Genomic DNA, 19,179 nt, shown 5'->3' with positions numbered 1-19,179 from the left:
CGCCATCGCCGGCAAGCCGTGCTCCTACAGGTTCGGGCTCCAAGTATCGATAGTAGCCGAGCCTCATGCCTTAAGGCCGAACACCTCGGTCAAATGCTGCTCATAGCGCGCCACGTCAGCCTCGATATTCGGGCGTTTCATCACATCGACGGCCAGGAACGTCGGCAAGCCGGTCATGCCGAGGAAGGTGTTGGCCTTGTGGAACGGGAAGTACACCGCGTCCACGCCCTTGGCTTCGAAGAAATCGGTCGGGTCGTCGAAGGCTTGCTGCGGCGCGTTCCAGGTCAGGGACAACATGTATTGCTTGCCCTGCAACAGACCACCGCTGCCGTACTTTTGCGACGAGTCGGAACGGGTGCGGCCATCACTGGCGTAGAGGCTGCCATGGCCTTCGGTGAAGACTTCGTCGATGTACTTCTTGACGGTCCAGGGCGCGCCCATCCACCAGCCGGGCATCTGATAAATGATCACGTCGGCCCAGAGGAATTTGGCGACTTCTTCGGCGACGTCGTAACCCTCGTCGATGAAGGTGGCTTTCACGTCGACGCCGCCGCGATCCAGCACGCTCAGCGCGGCTTCATGCAGGGTGGCGTTGTAGCGGCCATCGGAGTGGGCAAATTTTTTGCCGCCATTGAGCAACAGGACTTTTTTCATGGGAAGTCTCGGAAGGTTGGAATTCGATGGCGGCAGAGTAGCGATCTGCCTCGCGCGGAATAAGCGCTGAATTCACAAAATTCATTTGACCAATACGCACGAATCGACAGGCGATTGTTGCCATAGACTTGCGTCGATTCTGAACTTGAGGAAATTTCTGATGAGTGAAATGCAAGGCTTCATCCTGCACGCCAAGACCCGCCCTGAAAAATCCGATGCCTTCGAAGCGTTTTTCAGTGGTTATGTAGAAGCGAGCCGCGCCGAACCTGGTTGCATCGAATACCACATGTTGCGCGACAAACAGGACCCGACGCTGTTTATCTTCTACGAGATCTGGCAGTCCCAGGCTCACTTGGACGTGCATTCGAACCTGCCGCACATGAAGCAATTCCTCGAGCAGCGCGATGAGTACCTGGAACGGGATTTCGATATCCGCGCCATCGACATGCTCAGCCCGTCGTCCGCTACCCGCTGATCAGCAAGTGGCCGCCGAGCACGCCCAGGCCGATGAAGAACACACGCTTGAACAGCACGGCGCTGATCCGCTGGCGCAGCCATTGCCCCAGCAACATGCCGAGCACCGCCGGGATCAGCGCCAGTAACGACGCACTTAACTCGCCACCACCCAGTGCGCCGCGCCATAACAGGCCGGCGGCCAGGGCCAGGGTCGAGACAGTGAACGACAAACCCAGCGCCTGCACCAGTTCATCCTTGCTCAAGCTCAAGGCTTGCAGATAAGGCACCGCCGGAATCACGAAGACGCCGGTGGCCGAAGTGATGACGCCCGTCAACAGGCCGCCAAGCGGACCGAGCCAGCGCTCGGTGTGACGGCCGACACGCAAGGTCGGCAGGAACAATCCGCTCAACGCATAGAGCAACAGCGCCGCGCCCAATCCCCGCACGACCCAATGACCGCCGGCCATGCCGATCCACAACGTGCCGGCTCCGGTGCCGATGAAGATCGCCAGCAGCATCGGCCACAACCGTTTGATCAACCCCCGCAGATGCCCGCCGAATGCCAGTTGCCAGACATTGGTGAGCGTCGCGGGGATGATCAGCAGCGCGGCAGCCTGTGACGGCGCCATAGCCAGACCGAGCAACCCCATCGCGATGGTCGGCAGACCGAGGCCGATCACACCCTTGATCATGCCGGCCAGCAGAAAGGTCGCGATGACCATCAATGAAAGGGCCAGACCGAGGTTTTGATAGAACGCGGCGAGAGTATTCATGGCGCTATCGTGAGCCCGGATTGGCTGCTTGAAAATCTGCCATATACTGAGGCAGCCTCTTGCTCAGCAAGAGGCTTAAGACATCGGGGTCACAACTGACGCCTTCGCGAGCAAGCCCGCTCCCACATTTGATCACATTGGGACGCAAGTTCTGTGTCCGACGCAGATCCCTGTGGGAGCGGGCTTGCCCGCGAAGGCGTCCGCCCGGAAAACAACAATCCAGAGGCAGTAACAATGCACTTCGACCTGACCGACCTGCACCTCTACCTGAACATCCTCGACAGCGGCAACATCACCGCAGGCGCGGCTCGCAGCCATTTGTCCCTGGCGGCGGCGAGTGCGCGCATCCGCGCCATGGAGGCTTCGTTGGGAATCGAGTTTCTGCAGCGAGGTCGCCGCGGTGTCAGCCCGACCCCGGCCGGCAAAGCCCTGGCGCAACACGCCCGCGTTCTCCTGCAACAAGCCGAACGCATGCAGCAGGATTTGGCGGAATACGCTAATGGCGTCAAAGGTCAGGTGCGGTTGTTGTGCAACACCACGGCAATCACCGAGTACCTGCCGGAGTTGCTCGCGGACTTTCTTCGCGACCACCCCAACCTCGACATCGATCTGCAAGAACTGCCCAGTGCACGCATCACCCACGCCTTGCGCCAAGGGGCGGCAGACCTGGGCATCGTCTCTGACGCCGTGGACACCGATGACCTGCAGACCCGCCCGTTTCGTGACGATCCGCTGGTGCTGATAATGCCCCGCGATCATCCCTTGGCACCCGCAGATGTCGTGAGCTTCAGCGACACCTTGCACCACGACTATGTCGGCCTGAACGCCAACGGCGCGTTGGCGGTGTACCTCGAAGAACAGGCGCTGCACACCGGGTCACGCATGCAAATCCGCATCCGCGCCGACGGTTTCGATGGCGTGATGCGCATGGTCGCTCGGGGGGCCGGGCTGGCGATCGTGCCCCTCGCGGCAGTCGAGCGCTGGCGCGGTGAACAATCCTTCAAGCGCCTCGCCCTGCAAGAATCGTGGGCCATGCGCAAACTCCTGCTCTGTGCGCGCGACTTTGAAACGCTGCCAGGTTATGCGAAGGCCTTGCTGCACGCCTTGACTCTCCCCTGAGGGGCAGACTTTACCCCTGGGCTTTCATCTTTGAGGGCAATGCGCGTTTCTGGACAGCTCAATGTCGAGCACAGACAACTGAGCGGTGGACAGGCGCTATAGGGTGCGACTTCAGTTCTCTAGTCCACTGCCCCGGAGTCCACATGACCGCACCTATTACCGTTCTTCGCGATACCCATCCACTGCCGGTGCTCGACGCCTGCAAATGGGAAAAACTCGAAGGCGACCCGCACACCGTCAACCTCAACGCCTATACCAGCGAAGACGGCAGCAAGATCATGGGCACCTGGATCTGCACGCCGGGCAAATGGTATGTGGAATACGTGAAGTGGGAATACTGCGATTTCCGCGAGGGGTACTGCATCATCACCCCAGAAGGAAAAGAGCCGATCCATCTGCGCGCCGGTGATATTTTCGTCATCGAGCCGGGCATGAAAGGCACGTGGGAAGTGGTTGAAACCGTGCGTAAGTATTTCGTGTTTGCCTGATGCAAAAAAACCGGGAGATCACCCGACGTGATTTCCCGGTAAATATTCATGGGGACAATGCTGCCCCTGTGGGAGCCAGCCTGCTGGCGATGAGGCCAGCACATTCAACATCGACGATAACTGATCTACCTCTATCGCGAGCAGGCTCACTCCCACAGTTTTCCAACCCGATTATTGCGGTTTGCGATAACTGTTGATGATCGCCGAGAAGTCCTTGCCACCTTCCCCACGCTGGCTCATCGCCTGATACAACTGCTGGGCCACTGCGCCGAGCATCACCGGTTGGTGCGCCTGACGTGCCGCTTCCGTGGCCAGCCCCAGATCCTTGAGCATCAGTTCCGCACCGAAACCGCCGGTATAACCGCGCGAGGCCGGCGCCGTTTCGACGATACCCGGCCACGGGTTGTACATCTCCGAACTCCAGCAACGGCCGGTGGAACTGTTGATGATCCCGGCCAGCACCGTTGTGTCGATGCCAAGCGCATCACCGAGCGCCATCGCTTCGCTGACACCGACCATCGAGATCGCCAGCAGCAGGTTGTTGCAGATCTTGGCGATTTGCCCGGTGCCGACTTCGCCGCAATGGACGATGTTGCGGCCCATCTGCGCCAGCACGGGTTGCAGGGTGGCGAACAGCTCAGGGGTGGCGCCGACCATAAACGTCAGGGTCCCGGCTGCTGCACCACCGGTACCGCCCGACACCGGCGCATCCGCCATGGCCACGCCTTGCTTGGCCGCCGCCGCCGCAACATCACGCGCCGTCTGCGGATCGATGGTGCTGCAATCGACTGCCGGCACGCCCTTGGCGATACCCGCCAGCACGCCGTCTTCACCCAGCCACACGCTGCGCACATGCACAGCGGCGGGCAGCATGGTGATCACCAGTTCTGCGCCTTGAGCCGCTTCACGCGCCGAAGCGCTGATGCTGCCGCCCAGTTGCTCAAGCTCCGCCAGGACGGTTTTGTTCAGGTCGACCAGGTTCAACGAATGGCCGGCCTTGATCAGGTTGCGCGCCATCGGCGCGCCCATGTTGCCCAGACCGATAAAAGCGATTTTCATGACCGGCTCCTTAACGCAAGTTAATGGTGGTGTTCACACCGTCGTTGACGCTGTTGTCATCGAACCAGCGACTGGTGACAGTCTTGGTCTGAGTGTAGAACTGCACCACTTGCTTGCCATACGGACCGAGGTCGCCGAGTTTGGACCCGCGCGAACCGGTGAAGCTGAAGAACGGGACCGGCACCGGAATCGGGATGTTGATGCCGACCTGGCCGACGTCGATTTCAGTCTGGAACTTACGCGCCGCTGCACCGCTTTGGGTGAACAGGCCAGTGCCGTTGCCGAACGGGTTGGCGTTGACCAGTGCAATGGCCTCATCGAGGGTATCGACTTCCAGCACCACCAGCACTGGACCGAAGATTTCCTGGGTGTAGATCTGCATCTCTGGGGTGACGCCGGAGAACAGGGTCGGGCCGACAAAGTTGCCCTTCTCGAAGCCTGGAACCGTGATATCGCGACCGTCCAGTTCCAGCTTGGCGCCTTCCTTGATGCCGCTCTCGATCAGATCCAGAATCCGCGCCTTGGCCTTTTTGGAAATCACCGGGCCAACATCAGTGCCCGGCTCACTGCCGGCATTCACTTTGAGTTTCTGCGCCAGCGCCTTCAAGTCAGGCAGCCATTGCTTGGCCGCGCCCACCAGCACCACCACGGAGGTGGCCATACAGCGTTGCCCGGCCGCACCGAAACCAGCACCGACCAGCGCATTGAGCGCTTGTTCGCGGTTGGCATCCGGCAGCACAACGGCGTGGTTCTTCGCGCCCATCATCGATTGCACGCGCTTGCCGTGTTTACCGGCCAGGTCGTAGACGTGAGTGCCGACGGCGGTCGAACCGACGAAGGAAACAGCCTTGATGTCCTTGTGGGTGCAGAGCGCATCCACCACGTCTTTACCGCCATGAACGACGTTGAGCACGCCCGCCGGAACACCGGCCTCGATCGCCAGTTCCACCAGCAGCATGGTCGACATCGGGTCCTGTTCAGACGGCTTGAGCACAAAGGTGTTGCCGCAGGCGATGGCCATCGGGAACATCCACAGCGGAATCATCGCCGGGAAGTTGAACGGCGTGATGCCGGCGCAAACGCCGATTGGCTGACGCAGCGTGTAGGTATCGACGCCGCCCGCAACGTTCTCGGCGAACTCGCCCATTTGCAGGCTGCCGATGGAGCAGGCGTGTTCGACCACTTCCAGGCCGCGGAAGATATCGCCTTCAGCGTCGGCGATGGTTTTGCCTTGCTCGTTGCTGAGCACCACGGCGATGCGCTTGGAGTGTTCGCGAATCAACGCCTGGAGCTTGAGCATGATGCGCATCCGCGCGCCGATCGGCGTCAGCTTCCAGGTCTGGAAGGCGCGATGGGCGGCACTGATCGCAGCGTCGACTTCCTGTGCGGTGGCGAACGGAACCTTGGCCAGCACTTGTTGGGTCGCCGGGTTGACGATGTCGTGCCACTCGGTGGTCTGGGACTCGACCCACTCGCCGTCGATCAACAGCTTTACCGTTTGGACAGTGGTTTCGTTTGGCGTGAGCGATACGTTCATGTTGGGTCTCCGGGAAGTTGTTCTTATTTAGAGAGCTATCTGTATAGCCAAGGCGAGACTTTCGCCTTGAGACGAGACGTGTGTCGCGAGTTGGTTCTCGGACTGTTTTTGGAGTATAGATGTGCAAACTTCTAATAAGAACGCACATAAAAGCCGGTCCATCATGCAAAAAAACATCACGTCTCTAGGCTCGTTGAACTGGGATGACCTCAAGTTTTTCCTTGAAGTCGCCCGCACCCGCAAGGCCAGCACCGCAGCCAAGCGCCTGGCAGTCGACTACACTACGGTGTCGCGGCGCATCAGCTCGCTGGAAGCGGCATTGGGCACGTTGCTGTTCGAGAAATCCCGGACCAGCGGTTTTGTCCTGACTGCCGAAGGCCAGCGGTTGCTCGGTTATGCCGAGTCGATCGAAAGCACGCTGCACATGGCCTGTGAGCAGGTTTCAGGTTCTGGCGTTGCGTTGTCCGGGCATGTGCGCATGGGCTGCACCGAAGGCTTTGGCAGCTTTTTCATCACCCCGCAGCTGAGCCATTTCGTCGACGCCTACCCGGCAATCTCCGTGGACATCCTGCCGCTACCGCACTTCATCAGCCTGTCCAAGCGCGAGGCGGACATCGTCATCGCCCTGGAGCGCCCGGAGCATGGTCCATACGTCTGCTGCAAACTCTGCGACTACAAATTACAGCTCTACGCGACTCAGGATTATCTCGACAAGCACCCACCGATCCGCCGCCCGGCAGACTTGGGCAAGCATTCATTCATCAGCTATGTCGACGATCTGGCGTTCAGCTCGGAGCTGTTGTACCTGGCGAATGTGTTGCCCGGCGCCAGTGCCAACCTGCGCAGCACAAGTGTGATTGCGCAATTCGTGGCCGCACAGCAAGGGCGGTCGCTGGCGATTCTGCCGTGCTTCCTGGCGGCCCAGGATCCGCGATTACTGCCGGTGTTGCCGAAGGAGATCAACATCACTCGACAGTTCTGGATGTACTGCCGCGAAGACCTGCGCAAGCTCAAGCGGATCACCCTGTTGTGGGATTACATCCGGGAGGTGACTGAGCGGAATCAGGGTCTATTAATGGGGGAAAGTCGCGAGACCCTGTTCGCCGATTAGTCGGCGCTCACCACGATCGACACCCGGCGGTTCTCGGTACGGCCGGCCGGCGTGTTATTGGAAGTAACCGGTTCACTGCTGCCGAGGCCGCGCAGCTGGATGTTTTGTTCTTTCATCCCGACAACGGTCAGCACCTTGCCGACGCTTTTTGCGCGGCGCAGTGAGAGCTGTTCGTTGTAAGACTCTTTGCCTGACGTATCGGTGTGGCCGTCGACCCGCACTCGCTCTATTCCGACACCCAGCAACGCCTTGCCGATACGCTCGACGATGTCGGTACTGGCAGGGTTGAGGCTGTCGTCGTCACTGCCAAACAACACTTTGCCGGACAGGCCAAAGGCCCAGCCCTCGTCAGTCAATTCGAAACCTTGCTGCTTGAGCACAGCGACCTGCGCCGGGGTCAGGCCTTTTTGCGGCGCCGTCTGGCAACCGCTCAATGCCAGCAAGGCCATCAATAAGGTGAACGTGAAAAATCGCAGGGAACGCCGGGTCAGTGAGAACACAAAAATCAGCTCCTGGTTTGAACATCGGCGACAGGGTGCTCCGCCCCTGCCGTGTGCTGTGCGCCTCGGGAAAGGCGCTTGGCTTGGTACATGGCCGCGTCGGCGGCGTTAAGCAATGCACCCGGTGTGGTCCCATGGTCGGGGTACACGGCGATGCCGATGCTGAGTGAAGTCAACACCTGGATATTGCCCGGCAACGGAATCGGTACTTCCATGCTGGCGATGATTTTGTCGGCAATCCACTCGGCGTCCTCGATCCTGTGCAGCGGCGTCAGCAGGACGGCAAATTCGTCACCGCCCAAGCGTGCCACCAGATCCTCTTCACGCAGTTGCGCACGAACCCGATTGGCCACGGCCACCAACACCGCATCGCCAGCGGCATGACCGAAACCATCATTGATCTCCTTGAACCGGTCACTGTCGAGAAACAGCACCGCCACTTGCTCATTGAGCTTATTGGCGTTACGCAGCGCTCGAATCAGCCGGCCTTCGAAAAACGCCCGATTCGGCAACCCGGTGAGGCTGTCATGGCTGGCCTGGTGGGCCAGGGTTTCGTTTTCGCTTTGCAGGTGGGTTTGCCAGGATTCGAGCTCATCGAGCAAGGCATTGAAGTCATTGCCCAGGTTGTCGAGTTCGGCGATGGCGGCGGGTGGCACACGCTGATCGAAGGCTCGCTCGCTGCGGGCGGCGTGAGCCACGAACGCCAGGCTGCGCAATGGGCCGGTGATTGCGCGAAGTTGTCGGCGCGCCAGATAGAGCGCCACCCAGGCACTGACGGCCGTACACAAGACGATGCCGACCAGACCGCTGAGTAGAAAACGCAACAGGCTGCCCCCGTGACCGGTGAGCTGGATGCTGCCGATTGCCTGACCTTGATGGACGATTGGCATGCTGATCGGTTTTTCCAGCAACGCCTTGGCAATCTGCATTTCGAGATCCGAGAACAAGCCCGTTTCCGGCCGCTCCCAGCGAGCCAGCAACGTGCCTTGTTCGTCCAGCACTTGGGCATCGGCCACTTCTTCGGTGGACGCAATCAATGCCAACGCTTCGCTAGCGGCAGACTTGTCGTTGAACACCACCGCGGCTTCCACTGTGTAATTGATCGAGCGCGCAATCAGGTGCAAGTTGTGGTCGGCATAGACCCGCAAGGCCAGTACGCCGAGCAACGTCAGCGAGATGCTGGCCATGGCCACACCCACGAGTGCGACGATCAAATGTCCGCGCCCGATGACCGAGCGCAAGGTTGGGCGGCTATCCGGCTTGAAAAGACTCATGGCGCCGCCGGCTTGCGGCGGGACAGTTGCAACACATTGGGGTGAATACGCACGCCGCTTCGGGCGACGGAATCCAGGTTGACTTCAAAGGACACTTGCTCATCGCTGACCCGCAGGCAAAACAGACTGCCGACGGTGCAGGGGTCGTCGCGTTCGCTGATGCTCAGCACCGGGCGCCCTGCCAACGAAGCGAATAGCCGGCTGCGTTCATCACTGCTCAGTTTGCCGATATACACCGCATCGCACTCACCAGCAATCGACGGGTTGTCGGCCAAAAGACGTCGCACCGTGACGGGACGACCGGTGGCCTGGGTCGTGCCTTTGACCAGATCGTCGGTGTATTCGGTGGGGCCCACGATGCACAAGCGCAGTTGTGCTGGCTCAACAGGCCAACGGGCATAACTGAGAATCCCGAGTACCACCTGCGTGACGGATTTTGCGCGCTGATCGGCCATGCTCACAGGCGTTTGCGACTGAGCGAAAACGACGCCGGTGAACAAATAGAGAAGGCCGGCGAACAGCACGTGTTTGCACCCGGTAACGCGCTGTGTCGTCCAGACAGCGACCTTCATGCAGGGATTCTCTTCGATCGTAGCGAAATGATGCCGCAACGATAGCACAGCGTTCAGACACCAGCGAGGCCGCGTCCTACGGCACTTCAGCCAGTTTCCGGCGCCTGGCACCGTCCCTTTCAATCCCTTGATTCAACACCTTCATCCAGCTCCAGCATCAACCCGCTCAAGCGTTTGACCTTGCGCCTCACCGCCTCTTCGAACACGCCGGTACGCGGTTCGATCAGGGTGAACCAGTTTTTGGCGCGGGTAATCCCGGTATAGATCAATTCCTTGGTGAGCACAGGGTTCAGGGCATCCGGCAAAATCAACGCCGTATGGGCAAATTCCGAGCCCTGGGATTTGTGCACCGTCATGGCATACACCGTTTCCACATCATTGAGCCGGCTCGGCAGTACAAAACGTACGCCGCCCTGACCATCATTTCGCGGGAACGCCACACGCAACACCTGCTTCCCAACCTCTGGCCCCTCGCGTTCCGGCAGCTTGAGGGCAATGCCGATGTCGCCGTTCATCAAACCCAGGCCATAGTCATTGCGGGTCATCAGCACCGGCCGACCTTCGTACCACTGCTGGTCGCTGTCGATCAGCCGGGCCTTGAGCAGCGCGGCGGTCACGCGTTGATTCAAACCTTCAACGCCCCACGGCCCTTTTCGTACGGCGCACAACAACTGGAAGGTGTCGAAGGCTTGCAGGACCTGGCGAGCCCAATCGGTCCAGCAGGGATCATCAAGCGTGCTGTCGAGCGGTGGCCGCAGGCTGCGCAACAGACTCAGGTAATGCCGATAACCCTGCGGTCCATCGCCATGCCCCTCAAGCAGCAAGCGCTCCAGCGCCCGGTCCTGCTCCCCTTTAAGTGGCAGGGAAAACACGTCGTCATGGCTTCGCGCTGCCAACAACTTGCGGGCTTCCTCGGGTTGCTGCTGGTTGACCCAACGAGCCAGTTGGCCGATGCCGCTGCCCTCGCCGAACCGACGTGAATGACGCAGCATCACAACTTGCTGGGCCAGTGGATGAGTGCCTTGGGTGTCTTCCTGCAAACCGCTGGCATCCAGGCTTTCACCACTGACCTCTTGCAGCCACAGGCGAGTCTGTGGGCTGTACCAACCAGCCTCGGCGTCGCGGCACAGGTCACCCAGCACCGCGCCGGCCTCCACCGATGCCAGCTGATCCTTGTCACCGAGCAGCACCAGACGGGCATGGGCCGGTAACGCATCGAGCAAATTGGCCATCATTTCCAGATCGATCATCGAGGCTTCGTCCACCACCAAGACATCCAGCGGCAAGCGATTACCGGCGTGGTGACGGAAGTGTCGAGTACCGGGCCGACTGCCGAGCAGACGGTGCACGGTGGTGACGTCTGAAGGGATCTTCACTCGTACGGCTTCATCGACTTCCAGGGTTCTGACCTGCTGACTGATGGACTCCGTCAGTCGGGCTGCAGCCTTGCCGGTGGGTGCCGCGAGACGGATGCGCAGCGGCTTGCCCGCCTCCACCGCCGGCGCCTGGAGCAACGCCAGCAAACGCACGACCGTCGTCGTCTTGCCGGTCCCCGGGCCACCGGTAACGATGCTGAATGCGCTGCGGGTGGCGAGGGCGCAGGCGAGTTTCTGCCAGTCAATCACTTCGCCAGGCTGGGCTGGGCCGAACAAACGGGTGAGGCGTTGGGACAGATCATCCGGCGTGGTTTCGTGTTCGACCAGGCGTTGACGCAGCGAGGTGTCGATACGCCGTTCGTAAGCCCAGTAGCGACGCAAGTACAGGCGTTTGCCCGATAACACCAATGGCCGATGTTGCGCCGCCTCACGACCGTCGACCGCCAAAGCGACCAGACTGCTGGAGGCCAGGACCTTGCACCAATGGGCACCGTCCAGCGCCTCAAGCAATTGCGACGGCAACAACATTGCGCCACTTTGCACATCACCTTCCGGTGGCAGCGACAGGGCGAAGTCCGGTTCCTTAAGCGTCTCGAACAGATCCAGGCACACATGACCGTGGCCCAGTTGATGACTGGCCAACGCAGCGGCCAGCAGCACCAGTGGATCATCGCCGGGAGCGAGCTCGTGAAGAAAGGCAACGAAGGCTTTATCCAACGCTCGCAGCCAGCCACGCTCAACCCAGCGCGTCAGCAATAGCAGCAAGTCATCGGCGCGACTCAACGGCGCCAGATCCGCCAGGCTTTCGGCTGTCAACGAAGTGGGCAGCAAATCAGCGAAGGTGCGACTCATAGCAAAACTCCCTGTTCCCAGGCGGGTTCGGCCTTGGGTTCTGGCTTGCCCTGGAACAGCCGGTCCAGACGCTCGATCAGCTCTCTTGGGGGACGGGCAAAATACACGCCTTGGCTGGGCGCACGCGTACCACGCAGGAACAGGTACAACGCACCGCCAACATGCCGGTCGTAATCGTAATCGACCAGTCGCGCCTTGAGCTGGCGATGCAGGGCCAACAGGTACAGCACATATTGCAGGTCGTAACGGTTGTCGAGAATCGACTGCTCCATGGCCTGCTCGGTATAGGCCGCGTCATCGACGCCCAGCCAGTTGGATTTGTAGTCGGCGACGTAGTAGCGGCCGTCGTGCTCGAACGTCAGGTCGATGAAGCCCTTGAACATGCCATTGAGCAACACCGGCTCGGCAGCCACCCGGGCCACACCGTTGTGGGTGTATTGGCGCACCAGTTCATCGAGTTTGAGCACATCGACTTTATGACTGGCGAACCAGAATTCCATCTCGACCCGGTACTGGGTCAATTGCTCGAATACCACGGGAGCCTGCCCGCCGCCGATATGCAGCGGGGACGCAAGCAGGTGCTGCAGCCAGTCGCTCAGGGCGGTTATCCAGCCTTCCCAGCCACGTCGATTGCAACGACGGGCAATGGCGTCTTCCACCGCTCGCGGGGTGGCAGTGAAACCTTCGTCACCGGCCCACTCGAGCAAACCATGGAGAAAGGTGCCGGGGTTCGGGCCACGAGGGAATCGATGGATGTCAGCGCCGCCGGCCACCACTTCGCGTGGTGCCTGAGGATCGAGGCGTTCATCGTCGAAGAGCTTTTGCGCTTGCGGGCTCTCCGGCGCTTCATCAGTGCCCACGCTCATGCTATCGCCAATGCGCAGGGCACTGTAGGAGGCAATCCACCAGTTTTCGCTGGCCTTGCGCTTGGGTATCAGCGGAGCCAGTAACGTCGCATCGTTGCGTGGTGGATGGTAGTGCTCGACTGTCGCTTCAGGCATTTCACCGTAGCTCAGCGCAGGACAGTCCTGCTGCAGGTCTTCCAGCCAACGCTTCAAGCCTGCCGACTCAGCCAATGGCGCTCCGCCGCCCAGCAGATAGCCCAATGCTGACAGGTGCAGCACCGAGCTGTTGTTATTGCCGCGCTTGAGATCCGTCACTCCGAGCCAGCAGGCGTGTTGCGCCCGGGTCAGGGCCACGTAAAGCAAACGCAGATCCTCCGCAAGACGCTCATCATCCGCCTGAACAATCAACTCGGCAGTCGGCCTCAAGGTCACTTGGGCCTTGCCCGTGGCGTCGTGGTAATGCAGCGGCAGACGGCTGCCATCCACCGGTTTCGCCGAGCAAATGAACGGCAGGAACACCAAGGGATACTCAAGCCCCTTGGACTTGTGAATGGTCACGACCTTGACCAGTTGTTCGTCGCTCTCAAGACGCAGGATCTGCTCTTCGCCGGCCTGACCGGACAACGCCAGATGCTCGGATAAATGACGGATCAGCGCTTGCTCACCATCGAGTTCGGCGGCCGCTTGTTGCAGCAATTCGGACAAGTGCAGCAAATTGGTCAGCACCCGCTCGCCGTCACTGCGCGTGATCAATGTCTGAGGCAGCTGGAAGTCATGCAGCAATCGCCGCAGCATGGGCAACACGCCCTGCTTGCGCCAGAGCTCGCGATAATGGCGGAACTGCATGACCCGAGCTTCCCAGGCCAGTTCGTCCTGATTCAGCCGCTCCAGTTCAGCCAGCGACAGGTTCAGCGTGATGCAGGCCAACGCGGCCCGCAGTGGACGCTCGACATCCGGCTCGGCACAGGCCTTGAGCCAGGTCAGTACGTCGTGGGCCTCTTGGGCGGCGAACACTGAATCCTTATCCGACAGATAGACGCTGCGCACGCCACGGGCGGAGAGTTCGCCGCGCACAGCCTGGGCCTCTTTACCGTCGCGGACCAGGATCGCGATATCCGCTGGCAACAGACCTCTGAAGTCCTTGCCGTCCTGTATGAAACCCGCGCGACCTTGTTGCCCACCGTTAAGCAAAGTGGTGATTTCACTGGCGCAGGCGGCGGCGAGTTGTTGTCGGTACACCGCGCCGGACAGCGGCTGCTCGGCGGACAGGTGCCAGATGTTCAGGGCGGGCACGACCTGGCCGTCGATGTGCAGAACTTCTTTGCGCCCTTGGGATTCGACGGGCAGGAACGGTACCGGGTTCTCGCCGCTCTTTTCACGAAACAGGAACGCGCCCCGGCCGGTTTCGCGAGACTCGGCGCGCTCGAACACATGGTTTACCGCTCTGACCATGCCATGGCTGGAACGGAAATTCGTACCCAGGGTATGCAGTCGTCCAGTGGTGGCCTGGCGGGCGCGCAGGTAGGTGTAGATGTCGGCACCGCGGAATGCGTAGATCGCTTGCTTGGGGTCGCCGATCAGGAACAGACCGCATTCGGGATTGTTGTCTTCGATGCGATAGATGCTCTCGAAGATCCGGTACTGCACCGGGTCGGTGTCCTGGAACTCATCGATCAGCGCGACCGGGAACTGCTCGCGAATCAGGGTCGCCAGCCGCTCACCGCCATCGGATTGCAACGCTGCATCGAGGCGTAGCAGCATGTCATCGAAGCCCATCTCCGCACGGCGACGCTTTTCTTCCTCGAACCGTGTACCGACCCACTGGGCGGCGTGCTGCAGCACGGCGGCATCAGGCGTCGGCAATCCATCGAGACTGGCCTTGAGGCCGGGCATGGCGTCCAGCCCGGGATGACCGGGTACTTCACCCTTCCAGGCTTCGGCCATACCCTCGGGAGTCAGGCGCGTGAATCCGGTGCCGATATCCAGTTGCTCAAGGGATTCGTCTTCAGCCCAGGCCCTGATCTTTTCGAACCAGGGTTCGAAATAGCGCGCCTGCATCTTGCGACCGTCGACGCTCTTGCTCGCGACACCCTGGTGACAAATGGCAAGCAGTTCGTCCGCCCACTGGCGCCAAGGCATCTTGAGTTCAAGCAAGGCTGCCCGTCGCTCTTGCAGACACGCCGTGATCAGCTCGGCAGGTTCTTTACCTTCAACACTGTCTCGCTCACTGGCGAACAAACCACGTACTCGCGGCAGCAAGGCTGCCGGACCGCCCCAATTCCCACGCACCCAGTTCAGCGCATCACCTTGCATCGGGTAACAAAACAGGCGCCAGTAATCGCGCAAGACTTCGCCCAGCAAATCGCTGTGATCGGTTTCCAGGGTCTGGGTAAACAGACTGCCACTGTCGAACGCGTGCTCGCGCAACATGCGCTGGCACCAACTGTGGATGGTCGAAACTGCCGCCTCGTCCATCCACTGCGCGGCGATGTCCAGACGGTTCGCGCAGCCGGACCACTGCTCGGGAAGGTACTCCTCACGAAGCTCCGCGATAAGGCTATCGGGCGCCGGTGTTTCATCACGGAAAAACCGTGCAGCTTCAGCGAGACGCGTGCGGATACGTTCGCGCAATTCTTTGGTCGCCGCATCGGTGAACGTCACAACCAGGATTTGCGGCGGCAACAGTTCACGTCCGAAGCCGCTCGACTCTGCGCCGTGGCCAAGGACCAGACGCAGATAAAGCGCGGAAATGGTGAAGGTCTTGCCGGTCCCGGCGCTCGCTTCGATCAATTGGCTGCCGCGCAGGGGAAATGCCAAAGCCAGAGGTTTTGTGGTCATGTGCGCGCCTCCTCGCTGTTCAATGAACGCCAAGGCGCTTCAAGCAACGGCCGGTACAACGCGTTGCACCAATCCGGGAAGGTTTCGTCTGCGGCAAGCGAGTCGAAGTCGGCAAACTGCCGGGCGAGTGCCGGACTTTCGCGACGCTCGCCGTCGGTGGTCAGGCCATCGCCTTCATAGGCCTTGCGGGCTGCGGCCTGGGCTTTGACCGGATCAGTTTGACCCAGCCATGCGAAGCCGGTCTTCACCGCAATCGGCAGTGGTTGACGCATGCCCGTTTGCCAAGCCATTAACAGGTCGCCCAGAATCCGCAAGGCGGCATCCTCCGGCATCGGACCGAGCAGCAGACTGTCGTCGCTGGCCACCAACGCGGTGGTCATCGCCATACCACTGGCGCAGGCAACCAGATGATTGACCCATGGCCGTGTCAGCCGATGCCATTTGCGAGACTTGATTGAGCCGATGCTGTTGGGGATTGTCGTGACTGATAGCAAACCACCATCCGCACGTTGATGCAGGCCGCTGAGCCAACCTTCCAGGCGCAGACCCAGCAACTCCAGACTCACTGGCAGAGCGTTGGTGAGCGGAGTTGGCCACAACGCCAAAAGCTGTTGGTAACGCTGCAACAGATCAGGCAACGGTTCGATCAACTCTCGCTGAAGGCATTCGCCAAATCCAGCCATGGGCAGAAGCCCACTGTTTTGCAGACGTTTTGCCTGTGCTTCCAGTACCTGGTCGGTGCTATCCAGATGCCTCAGAGCTGCTTCGAGCAAGCTGTCGCTGAGGCTGTAACGTTGCAACGCGTCGAGTACAAATGGCTCTTCATCAGCCAAGGGCACTTCAGCCGCTTCGAAGTACACCTTCAGTCGTTGACTGAAGAAATGTCGTACAGGATTACGCAGGAAGTCCTGCAGTTGACCGAGACTCAGCGGCTCTTCCTGAATGTAGGGATCAAGGACTTCGATATCAGTCGACGGCTCACTGGTTTGATGCAGCACCTGCCATTCATTCGCGTAGCTGAACAAGTCATCGCCTTCATGGAAGTAGCGGGCGCTGAACGGTTGCAGTGGATGTTCCTGAGTGATGGCCTCAAGCAGATCTTCGTCGACATCATGCAGTCGCCAACCGCTGGCCAGATGATCGCGCAATTGACCAATCAGTACCGACGCAGGGCGTTCACTGTTATCGCGAATGCTACGACCGACCCAACTGATATAGAGTTGGTCACGTGCCGATAACAGAGCTTCCAACAACAGGTAGCGGTCATCTTCGCGTCGGGAGCGGTCGCCAGGGCGGTAATCACTGCCCATGAGATCGAAGTCAAGTGGCGGTTGTGCACGCGGGTAGTCCCCGTCATTCATGCCCAGCAGACAGACCAGTTTGAACGGGATCGCTCGCATGGGCATCAAAGTGCAGAAGTTAACCGCACCGGCCAGAAAACGCTGGGACAGGCGGCCCTGATCAAGACCGGCGAGCCAGGCTTCACGGACCACGGTCAACGGCAGTTCATCATGCAAACCAACTGACTCGCAGGTCTCAAGCCAGGTTTCACGCAGCTCTTCGAGTTGGGCCAACACGTAGTCGTCATGCTCGTTACTGGCCAGGAAAAACAATTGAACCAGTGCATGCAATCGAAAGCCCCATTGCTTGGGAGCTGCGGGTAGAGAGAGCTCCTGGTGGGCAATCTCCAATGCGTCCAGCAGCGCGACCAAAGGCCCAATGAGCGCGGCATCCAGACCACCGATCTCGTCGTAGGGTTCGATACCCTCGCAGGCACTGGCACTGCCCACGGCATAACCGAGCAGCATCCGTCGCAGACCGAAACGCCAACTGTTTTGTTCCAGCTCCTGCGGCAGACCGAGACCCGCGCGCTGCTCGGCATTCATGCCCCAACGGATGCCTGCGCCTTCGATCCAACGGTGCAGGGTCGGCAGATCGCGTTCCTCTACACCGAAGCGAGCGCGCAGCGCAGGAACATCCAGCAGATCGAGGATCTCGCTCACGGGGAAACGGCTGTCGGGCAGTTTGAGCAGATGCTCGATAGCAATCAGTAGCGGATCACGGCCGCGTTGGCCTTGATCTGCGAGCGTGAAGGGGATGAAACGCGGGTCGTGGCGTTCAAGCTGAGCAAATACCGCACGAATATGCGGTGCGTAACTGTCGATGTCCGGGACCATCACGATCACATCGCGAGGCCTTAATTCCGGATCAGCACTGAAGCGTGCAAGCAACTGGTCGTGGAGGATCTCCACTTCGCGCTGGGCGCTATGGGCAATGTGAAAACGGATCGACTCGTCCTTCGCCGGATCGACAGCTGGCCAGCGCTCGCGAGTCTCGTTCAAGGGACGCAACTCAAGAATGTCGTCCTGCAATTGATTGAGCATGTTCTGTGGCTGGCTATCGCTGAACAGGTCGATACGGCCATCGCGGAATGCCGAGCGATAGCTGTTGGGATCGTCGTAGCTGTCGAGCAGATTGATATAGTCCCGCCCCTGCTTGCCCCACGCCGCCAATAGTGGATGGGCATGCTGGTGAAGGGTTTGCGGGTCGAGCGCAACCGGCATTCCGCTCTTGCGAGCCTGACGCTTGTATTGATGCCGCAACAGGTCTTTATCGGCGACGATGTCTGCCCAATGGTGACGACACGGGTTGTGTACGCAGAGCAGAACCTGGCTGAACCGGGCCAGCCCCGCCAGTGCTTCCAGGGCTTGAGCGGGCAGTGAAGAAATCCCGAAAACGATCACCCGTGAAGGCAATCCGCTGGGGGCTACGTCGAGGCTGTTGATGCGCTCGATAAACCGTTGATGGACGCCGGCTCGGCTTTGCGCCATGCCTTGTTCACCCACATCCAGCAACAGCGCACGCCACAACTCTGCCTGCCAACAGTTAGCCGGGGTCAGAGGTTTGGTTTCGCCTCTACCATTTCGTAATTGATGGCGACCTTCGGCCCAGTCTTCAAGCCAGTCGGCACGATACACCTGGTATTGGTCAAACAAATCCGCCAGCCGCTCAGCCAACTGATAGCGTTTGCGTAAATCGGTGTCATGGGTAAGGAAACGTTGCAGCGGTTCGAAGTGCGGTTGATTGATCAACTGCGGAAGCAGACGCATCAGGCGCCAGGTCAAAGGAGCTTTATCGAGCAGGGATTTGACCGGGATTTCGTCACGGCCAAGCACCATGCGATAGAGCTGCCACATGAAGCTACCCGGTAACTGCACGTCGATGGCTGCTGCGATTCCGCAGCCACCCATGTCCTCGTCTTCAGGGTCTTCCGCCAGTGCCAGCTTCAGCCATTGGGCGATGCCGTTGCTCTGTACCAGGGCAATTTCATTTTCCAAAGGAGCCAGCGGGTAACGCCGCATCCAGCTGACCACCAGGCTACGCAACTCGTCCAGGCGGTTGCCGTGAACCACCATAAAACCAGCACTGAGGGACGTCGCGTCCGGCATAAAGGCTTCCTTGGAAAAATACAAAAGCTAGGGCCGAACCTTAGCATTGTCGGGAGACTGTGACAGCCGGGAGCCGTCCGGTATTGCTGTACGAACTTTCCTGCGGGCAAAACAAAACCCCTACCTGCATACGCAGATAGGGGTTTCGAAATTTAATCTTGACGATGACCTACTCTCACATGGGGAAACCCCACACTACCATCGGCGATGCATCGTTTCACTGCTGAGTTCGGGATGGGATCAGGTGGTTCCAATGCTCTATGGTCGTCAAGAAAT

The 19,179-nt window shown here is 60.0% G+C and carries 14 protein-coding genes and 1 rRNA gene; 4 read left to right on the top strand and 11 right to left on the bottom strand.

What is annotated here, in order from left to right; translation table 11 throughout:
- Nucleotides 1-63: 63 nt before the first annotated feature.
- A complete protein-coding gene (locus KGB03_RS29825; protein WP_223530748.1) occupies nucleotides 64-654 on the bottom strand; it encodes an NAD(P)H-dependent oxidoreductase in 591 nt (196 codons plus the stop codon).
- Nucleotides 655-814: 160 nt separating this feature from the next.
- Here KGB03_RS29825 and KGB03_RS29820 point away from each other — a divergent pair, with 160 nt between their 5' ends.
- Nucleotides 815-1,129, top strand: a complete 315-nt coding sequence (locus KGB03_RS29820; protein WP_008149093.1) for a putative quinol monooxygenase — start codon at nucleotides 815-817, stop codon at nucleotides 1,127-1,129.
- Here KGB03_RS29820 and KGB03_RS29815 read toward each other — a convergent pair.
- Complete coding sequence (locus tag KGB03_RS29815) at nucleotides 1,119-1,883, bottom strand: sulfite exporter TauE/SafE family protein (RefSeq protein ID WP_192410089.1); 765 nt, start codon at nucleotides 1,881-1,883, stop codon at nucleotides 1,119-1,121. The two genes, KGB03_RS29820 and KGB03_RS29815, sit on opposite strands and share 11 nt — an antisense overlap.
- A 234-nt stretch (nucleotides 1,884-2,117) precedes the next feature.
- On the opposite strand from KGB03_RS29815, the gene KGB03_RS29810 reads away from it, so the two are divergent.
- Together KGB03_RS29810 and KGB03_RS29805 are read left to right on the top strand one after the other, a co-directional pair.
- Nucleotides 2,118-3,002: a LysR substrate-binding domain-containing protein gene (locus KGB03_RS29810; RefSeq protein ID WP_223530746.1), complete on the top strand. Its 885-nt coding sequence runs from the start codon at nucleotides 2,118-2,120 to the stop codon at nucleotides 3,000-3,002.
- 143 nt (nucleotides 3,003-3,145) lie between these two features.
- Nucleotides 3,146-3,490 carry a cupin domain-containing protein gene (locus tag KGB03_RS29805; RefSeq protein WP_007946320.1) on the top strand — a complete coding sequence of 115 codons (345 nt, stop codon included), beginning with the start codon at nucleotides 3,146-3,148 and terminating at the stop codon, nucleotides 3,488-3,490.
- Between the two features lie 171 nt (nucleotides 3,491-3,661).
- Here the strand turns inward: KGB03_RS29805 and mmsB are convergent, their stop codons facing one another.
- Nucleotides 3,662-4,549: a 3-hydroxyisobutyrate dehydrogenase gene (gene mmsB / locus KGB03_RS29800; protein WP_074873572.1), complete on the bottom strand. Its 888-nt coding sequence runs from the start codon at nucleotides 4,547-4,549 to the stop codon at nucleotides 3,662-3,664.
- A gap of 10 nt (nucleotides 4,550-4,559) precedes the next feature.
- A complete protein-coding gene (locus KGB03_RS29795; RefSeq protein WP_192410087.1) occupies nucleotides 4,560-6,086 on the bottom strand; it encodes a CoA-acylating methylmalonate-semialdehyde dehydrogenase in 1,527 nt (508 codons plus the stop codon).
- A 163-nt stretch (nucleotides 6,087-6,249) separates the two neighbouring features.
- On the opposite strand from KGB03_RS29795, the gene KGB03_RS29790 reads away from it, so the two are divergent.
- Entirely contained in the window at nucleotides 6,250-7,197 is a 948-nt protein-coding gene (locus tag KGB03_RS29790) for a LysR family transcriptional regulator (RefSeq protein ID WP_102616410.1), read from the top strand.
- On the opposite strand, the gene KGB03_RS29785 is transcribed toward KGB03_RS29790, so the two are convergent.
- The 7 genes from KGB03_RS29785 to rrf all read right to left on the bottom strand — a co-directional run bounded on the left by KGB03_RS29785 (nucleotide 7,194) and on the right by rrf (nucleotide 19,175).
- Nucleotides 7,194-7,697, bottom strand: coding sequence for an OmpA family protein (locus KGB03_RS29785; protein WP_223530744.1), 504 nt, complete (start codon nucleotides 7,695-7,697; stop codon nucleotides 7,194-7,196). The genes KGB03_RS29790 and KGB03_RS29785 overlap by 4 nt on opposite strands.
- Before the next feature lie 5 nt (nucleotides 7,698-7,702).
- Nucleotides 7,703-8,971, bottom strand: a complete 1,269-nt coding sequence (locus tag KGB03_RS29780; protein WP_223530742.1) for a diguanylate cyclase domain-containing protein — start codon at nucleotides 8,969-8,971, stop codon at nucleotides 7,703-7,705.
- Nucleotides 8,968-9,543, bottom strand: a complete 576-nt coding sequence (locus tag KGB03_RS29775; RefSeq protein ID WP_218538092.1) for a YfiR family protein — start codon at nucleotides 9,541-9,543, stop codon at nucleotides 8,968-8,970. The genes KGB03_RS29780 and KGB03_RS29775 overlap by 4 nt, the downstream gene beginning before the upstream one ends.
- Before the next feature lie 119 nt (nucleotides 9,544-9,662).
- A complete protein-coding gene (recD, locus tag KGB03_RS29770; RefSeq protein ID WP_223530740.1) occupies nucleotides 9,663-11,771 on the bottom strand; it encodes an exodeoxyribonuclease V subunit alpha in 2,109 nt (702 codons plus the stop codon).
- Entirely contained in the window at nucleotides 11,768-15,454 is a 3,687-nt protein-coding gene (gene recB, locus KGB03_RS29765; protein WP_223530738.1) for an exodeoxyribonuclease V subunit beta, read from the bottom strand. Before recB ends, recD begins: the two co-directional genes overlap by 4 nt.
- The gene (gene recC / locus KGB03_RS29760; protein ID WP_223530736.1) at nucleotides 15,451-18,903 is read right to left on the bottom strand and encodes an exodeoxyribonuclease V subunit gamma; all 3,453 of its coding nucleotides are present in this window, start codon (nucleotides 18,901-18,903) and stop codon (nucleotides 15,451-15,453) included. Before recC ends, recB begins: the two co-directional genes overlap by 4 nt.
- Nucleotides 18,904-19,059: 156 nt before the next feature.
- A 5S ribosomal RNA gene (gene rrf / locus KGB03_RS29755) occupies nucleotides 19,060-19,175 on the bottom strand.
- Nucleotides 19,176-19,179 lie beyond the last annotated feature (4 nt).

Source organism: Pseudomonas sp. BF-B-26 (genome assembly GCF_019956495.1).
GTDB lineage: Bacteria > Pseudomonadota > Gammaproteobacteria > Pseudomonadales > Pseudomonadaceae > Aquipseudomonas.
The sequence above is the reverse complement of the archived record's forward strand: the minus strand, read 5'-3'. Positions and strand labels throughout refer to the sequence as shown.

Coding starts and splice junctions, on each gene's coding strand:
- recC (WP_223530736.1), bottom strand. CDS start 18,903: ATGCCGGACGCGACGTCCCTCAGTGCTGGTTTTATGGTGGTTCACGGC.
- KGB03_RS29810 (WP_223530746.1), top strand. CDS start 2,118: ATGCACTTCGACCTGACCGACCTGCACCTCTACCTGAACATCCTCGAC.
- KGB03_RS29780 (WP_223530742.1), bottom strand. CDS start 8,971: ATGAGTCTTTTCAAGCCGGATAGCCGCCCAACCTTGCGCTCGGTCATC.
- KGB03_RS29790 (WP_102616410.1), top strand. CDS start 6,250: ATGCAAAAAAACATCACGTCTCTAGGCTCGTTGAACTGGGATGACCTC.
- KGB03_RS29795 (WP_192410087.1), bottom strand. CDS start 6,086: ATGAACGTATCGCTCACGCCAAACGAAACCACTGTCCAAACGGTAAAG.
- KGB03_RS29815 (WP_192410089.1), bottom strand. CDS start 1,883: ATGAATACTCTCGCCGCGTTCTATCAAAACCTCGGTCTGGCCCTTTCA.
- KGB03_RS29775 (WP_218538092.1), bottom strand. CDS start 9,543: ATGAAGGTCGCTGTCTGGACGACACAGCGCGTTACCGGGTGCAAACAC.
- recB (WP_223530738.1), bottom strand. CDS start 15,454: ATGACCACAAAACCTCTGGCTTTGGCATTTCCCCTGCGCGGCAGCCAA.
- KGB03_RS29825 (WP_223530748.1), bottom strand. CDS start 654: ATGAAAAAAGTCCTGTTGCTCAATGGCGGCAAAAAATTTGCCCACTCC.
- recD (WP_223530740.1), bottom strand. CDS start 11,771: ATGAGTCGCACCTTCGCTGATTTGCTGCCCACTTCGTTGACAGCCGAA.
- KGB03_RS29820 (WP_008149093.1), top strand. CDS start 815: ATGAGTGAAATGCAAGGCTTCATCCTGCACGCCAAGACCCGCCCTGAA.
- KGB03_RS29805 (WP_007946320.1), top strand. CDS start 3,146: ATGACCGCACCTATTACCGTTCTTCGCGATACCCATCCACTGCCGGTG.
- mmsB (WP_074873572.1), bottom strand. CDS start 4,549: ATGAAAATCGCTTTTATCGGTCTGGGCAACATGGGCGCGCCGATGGCG.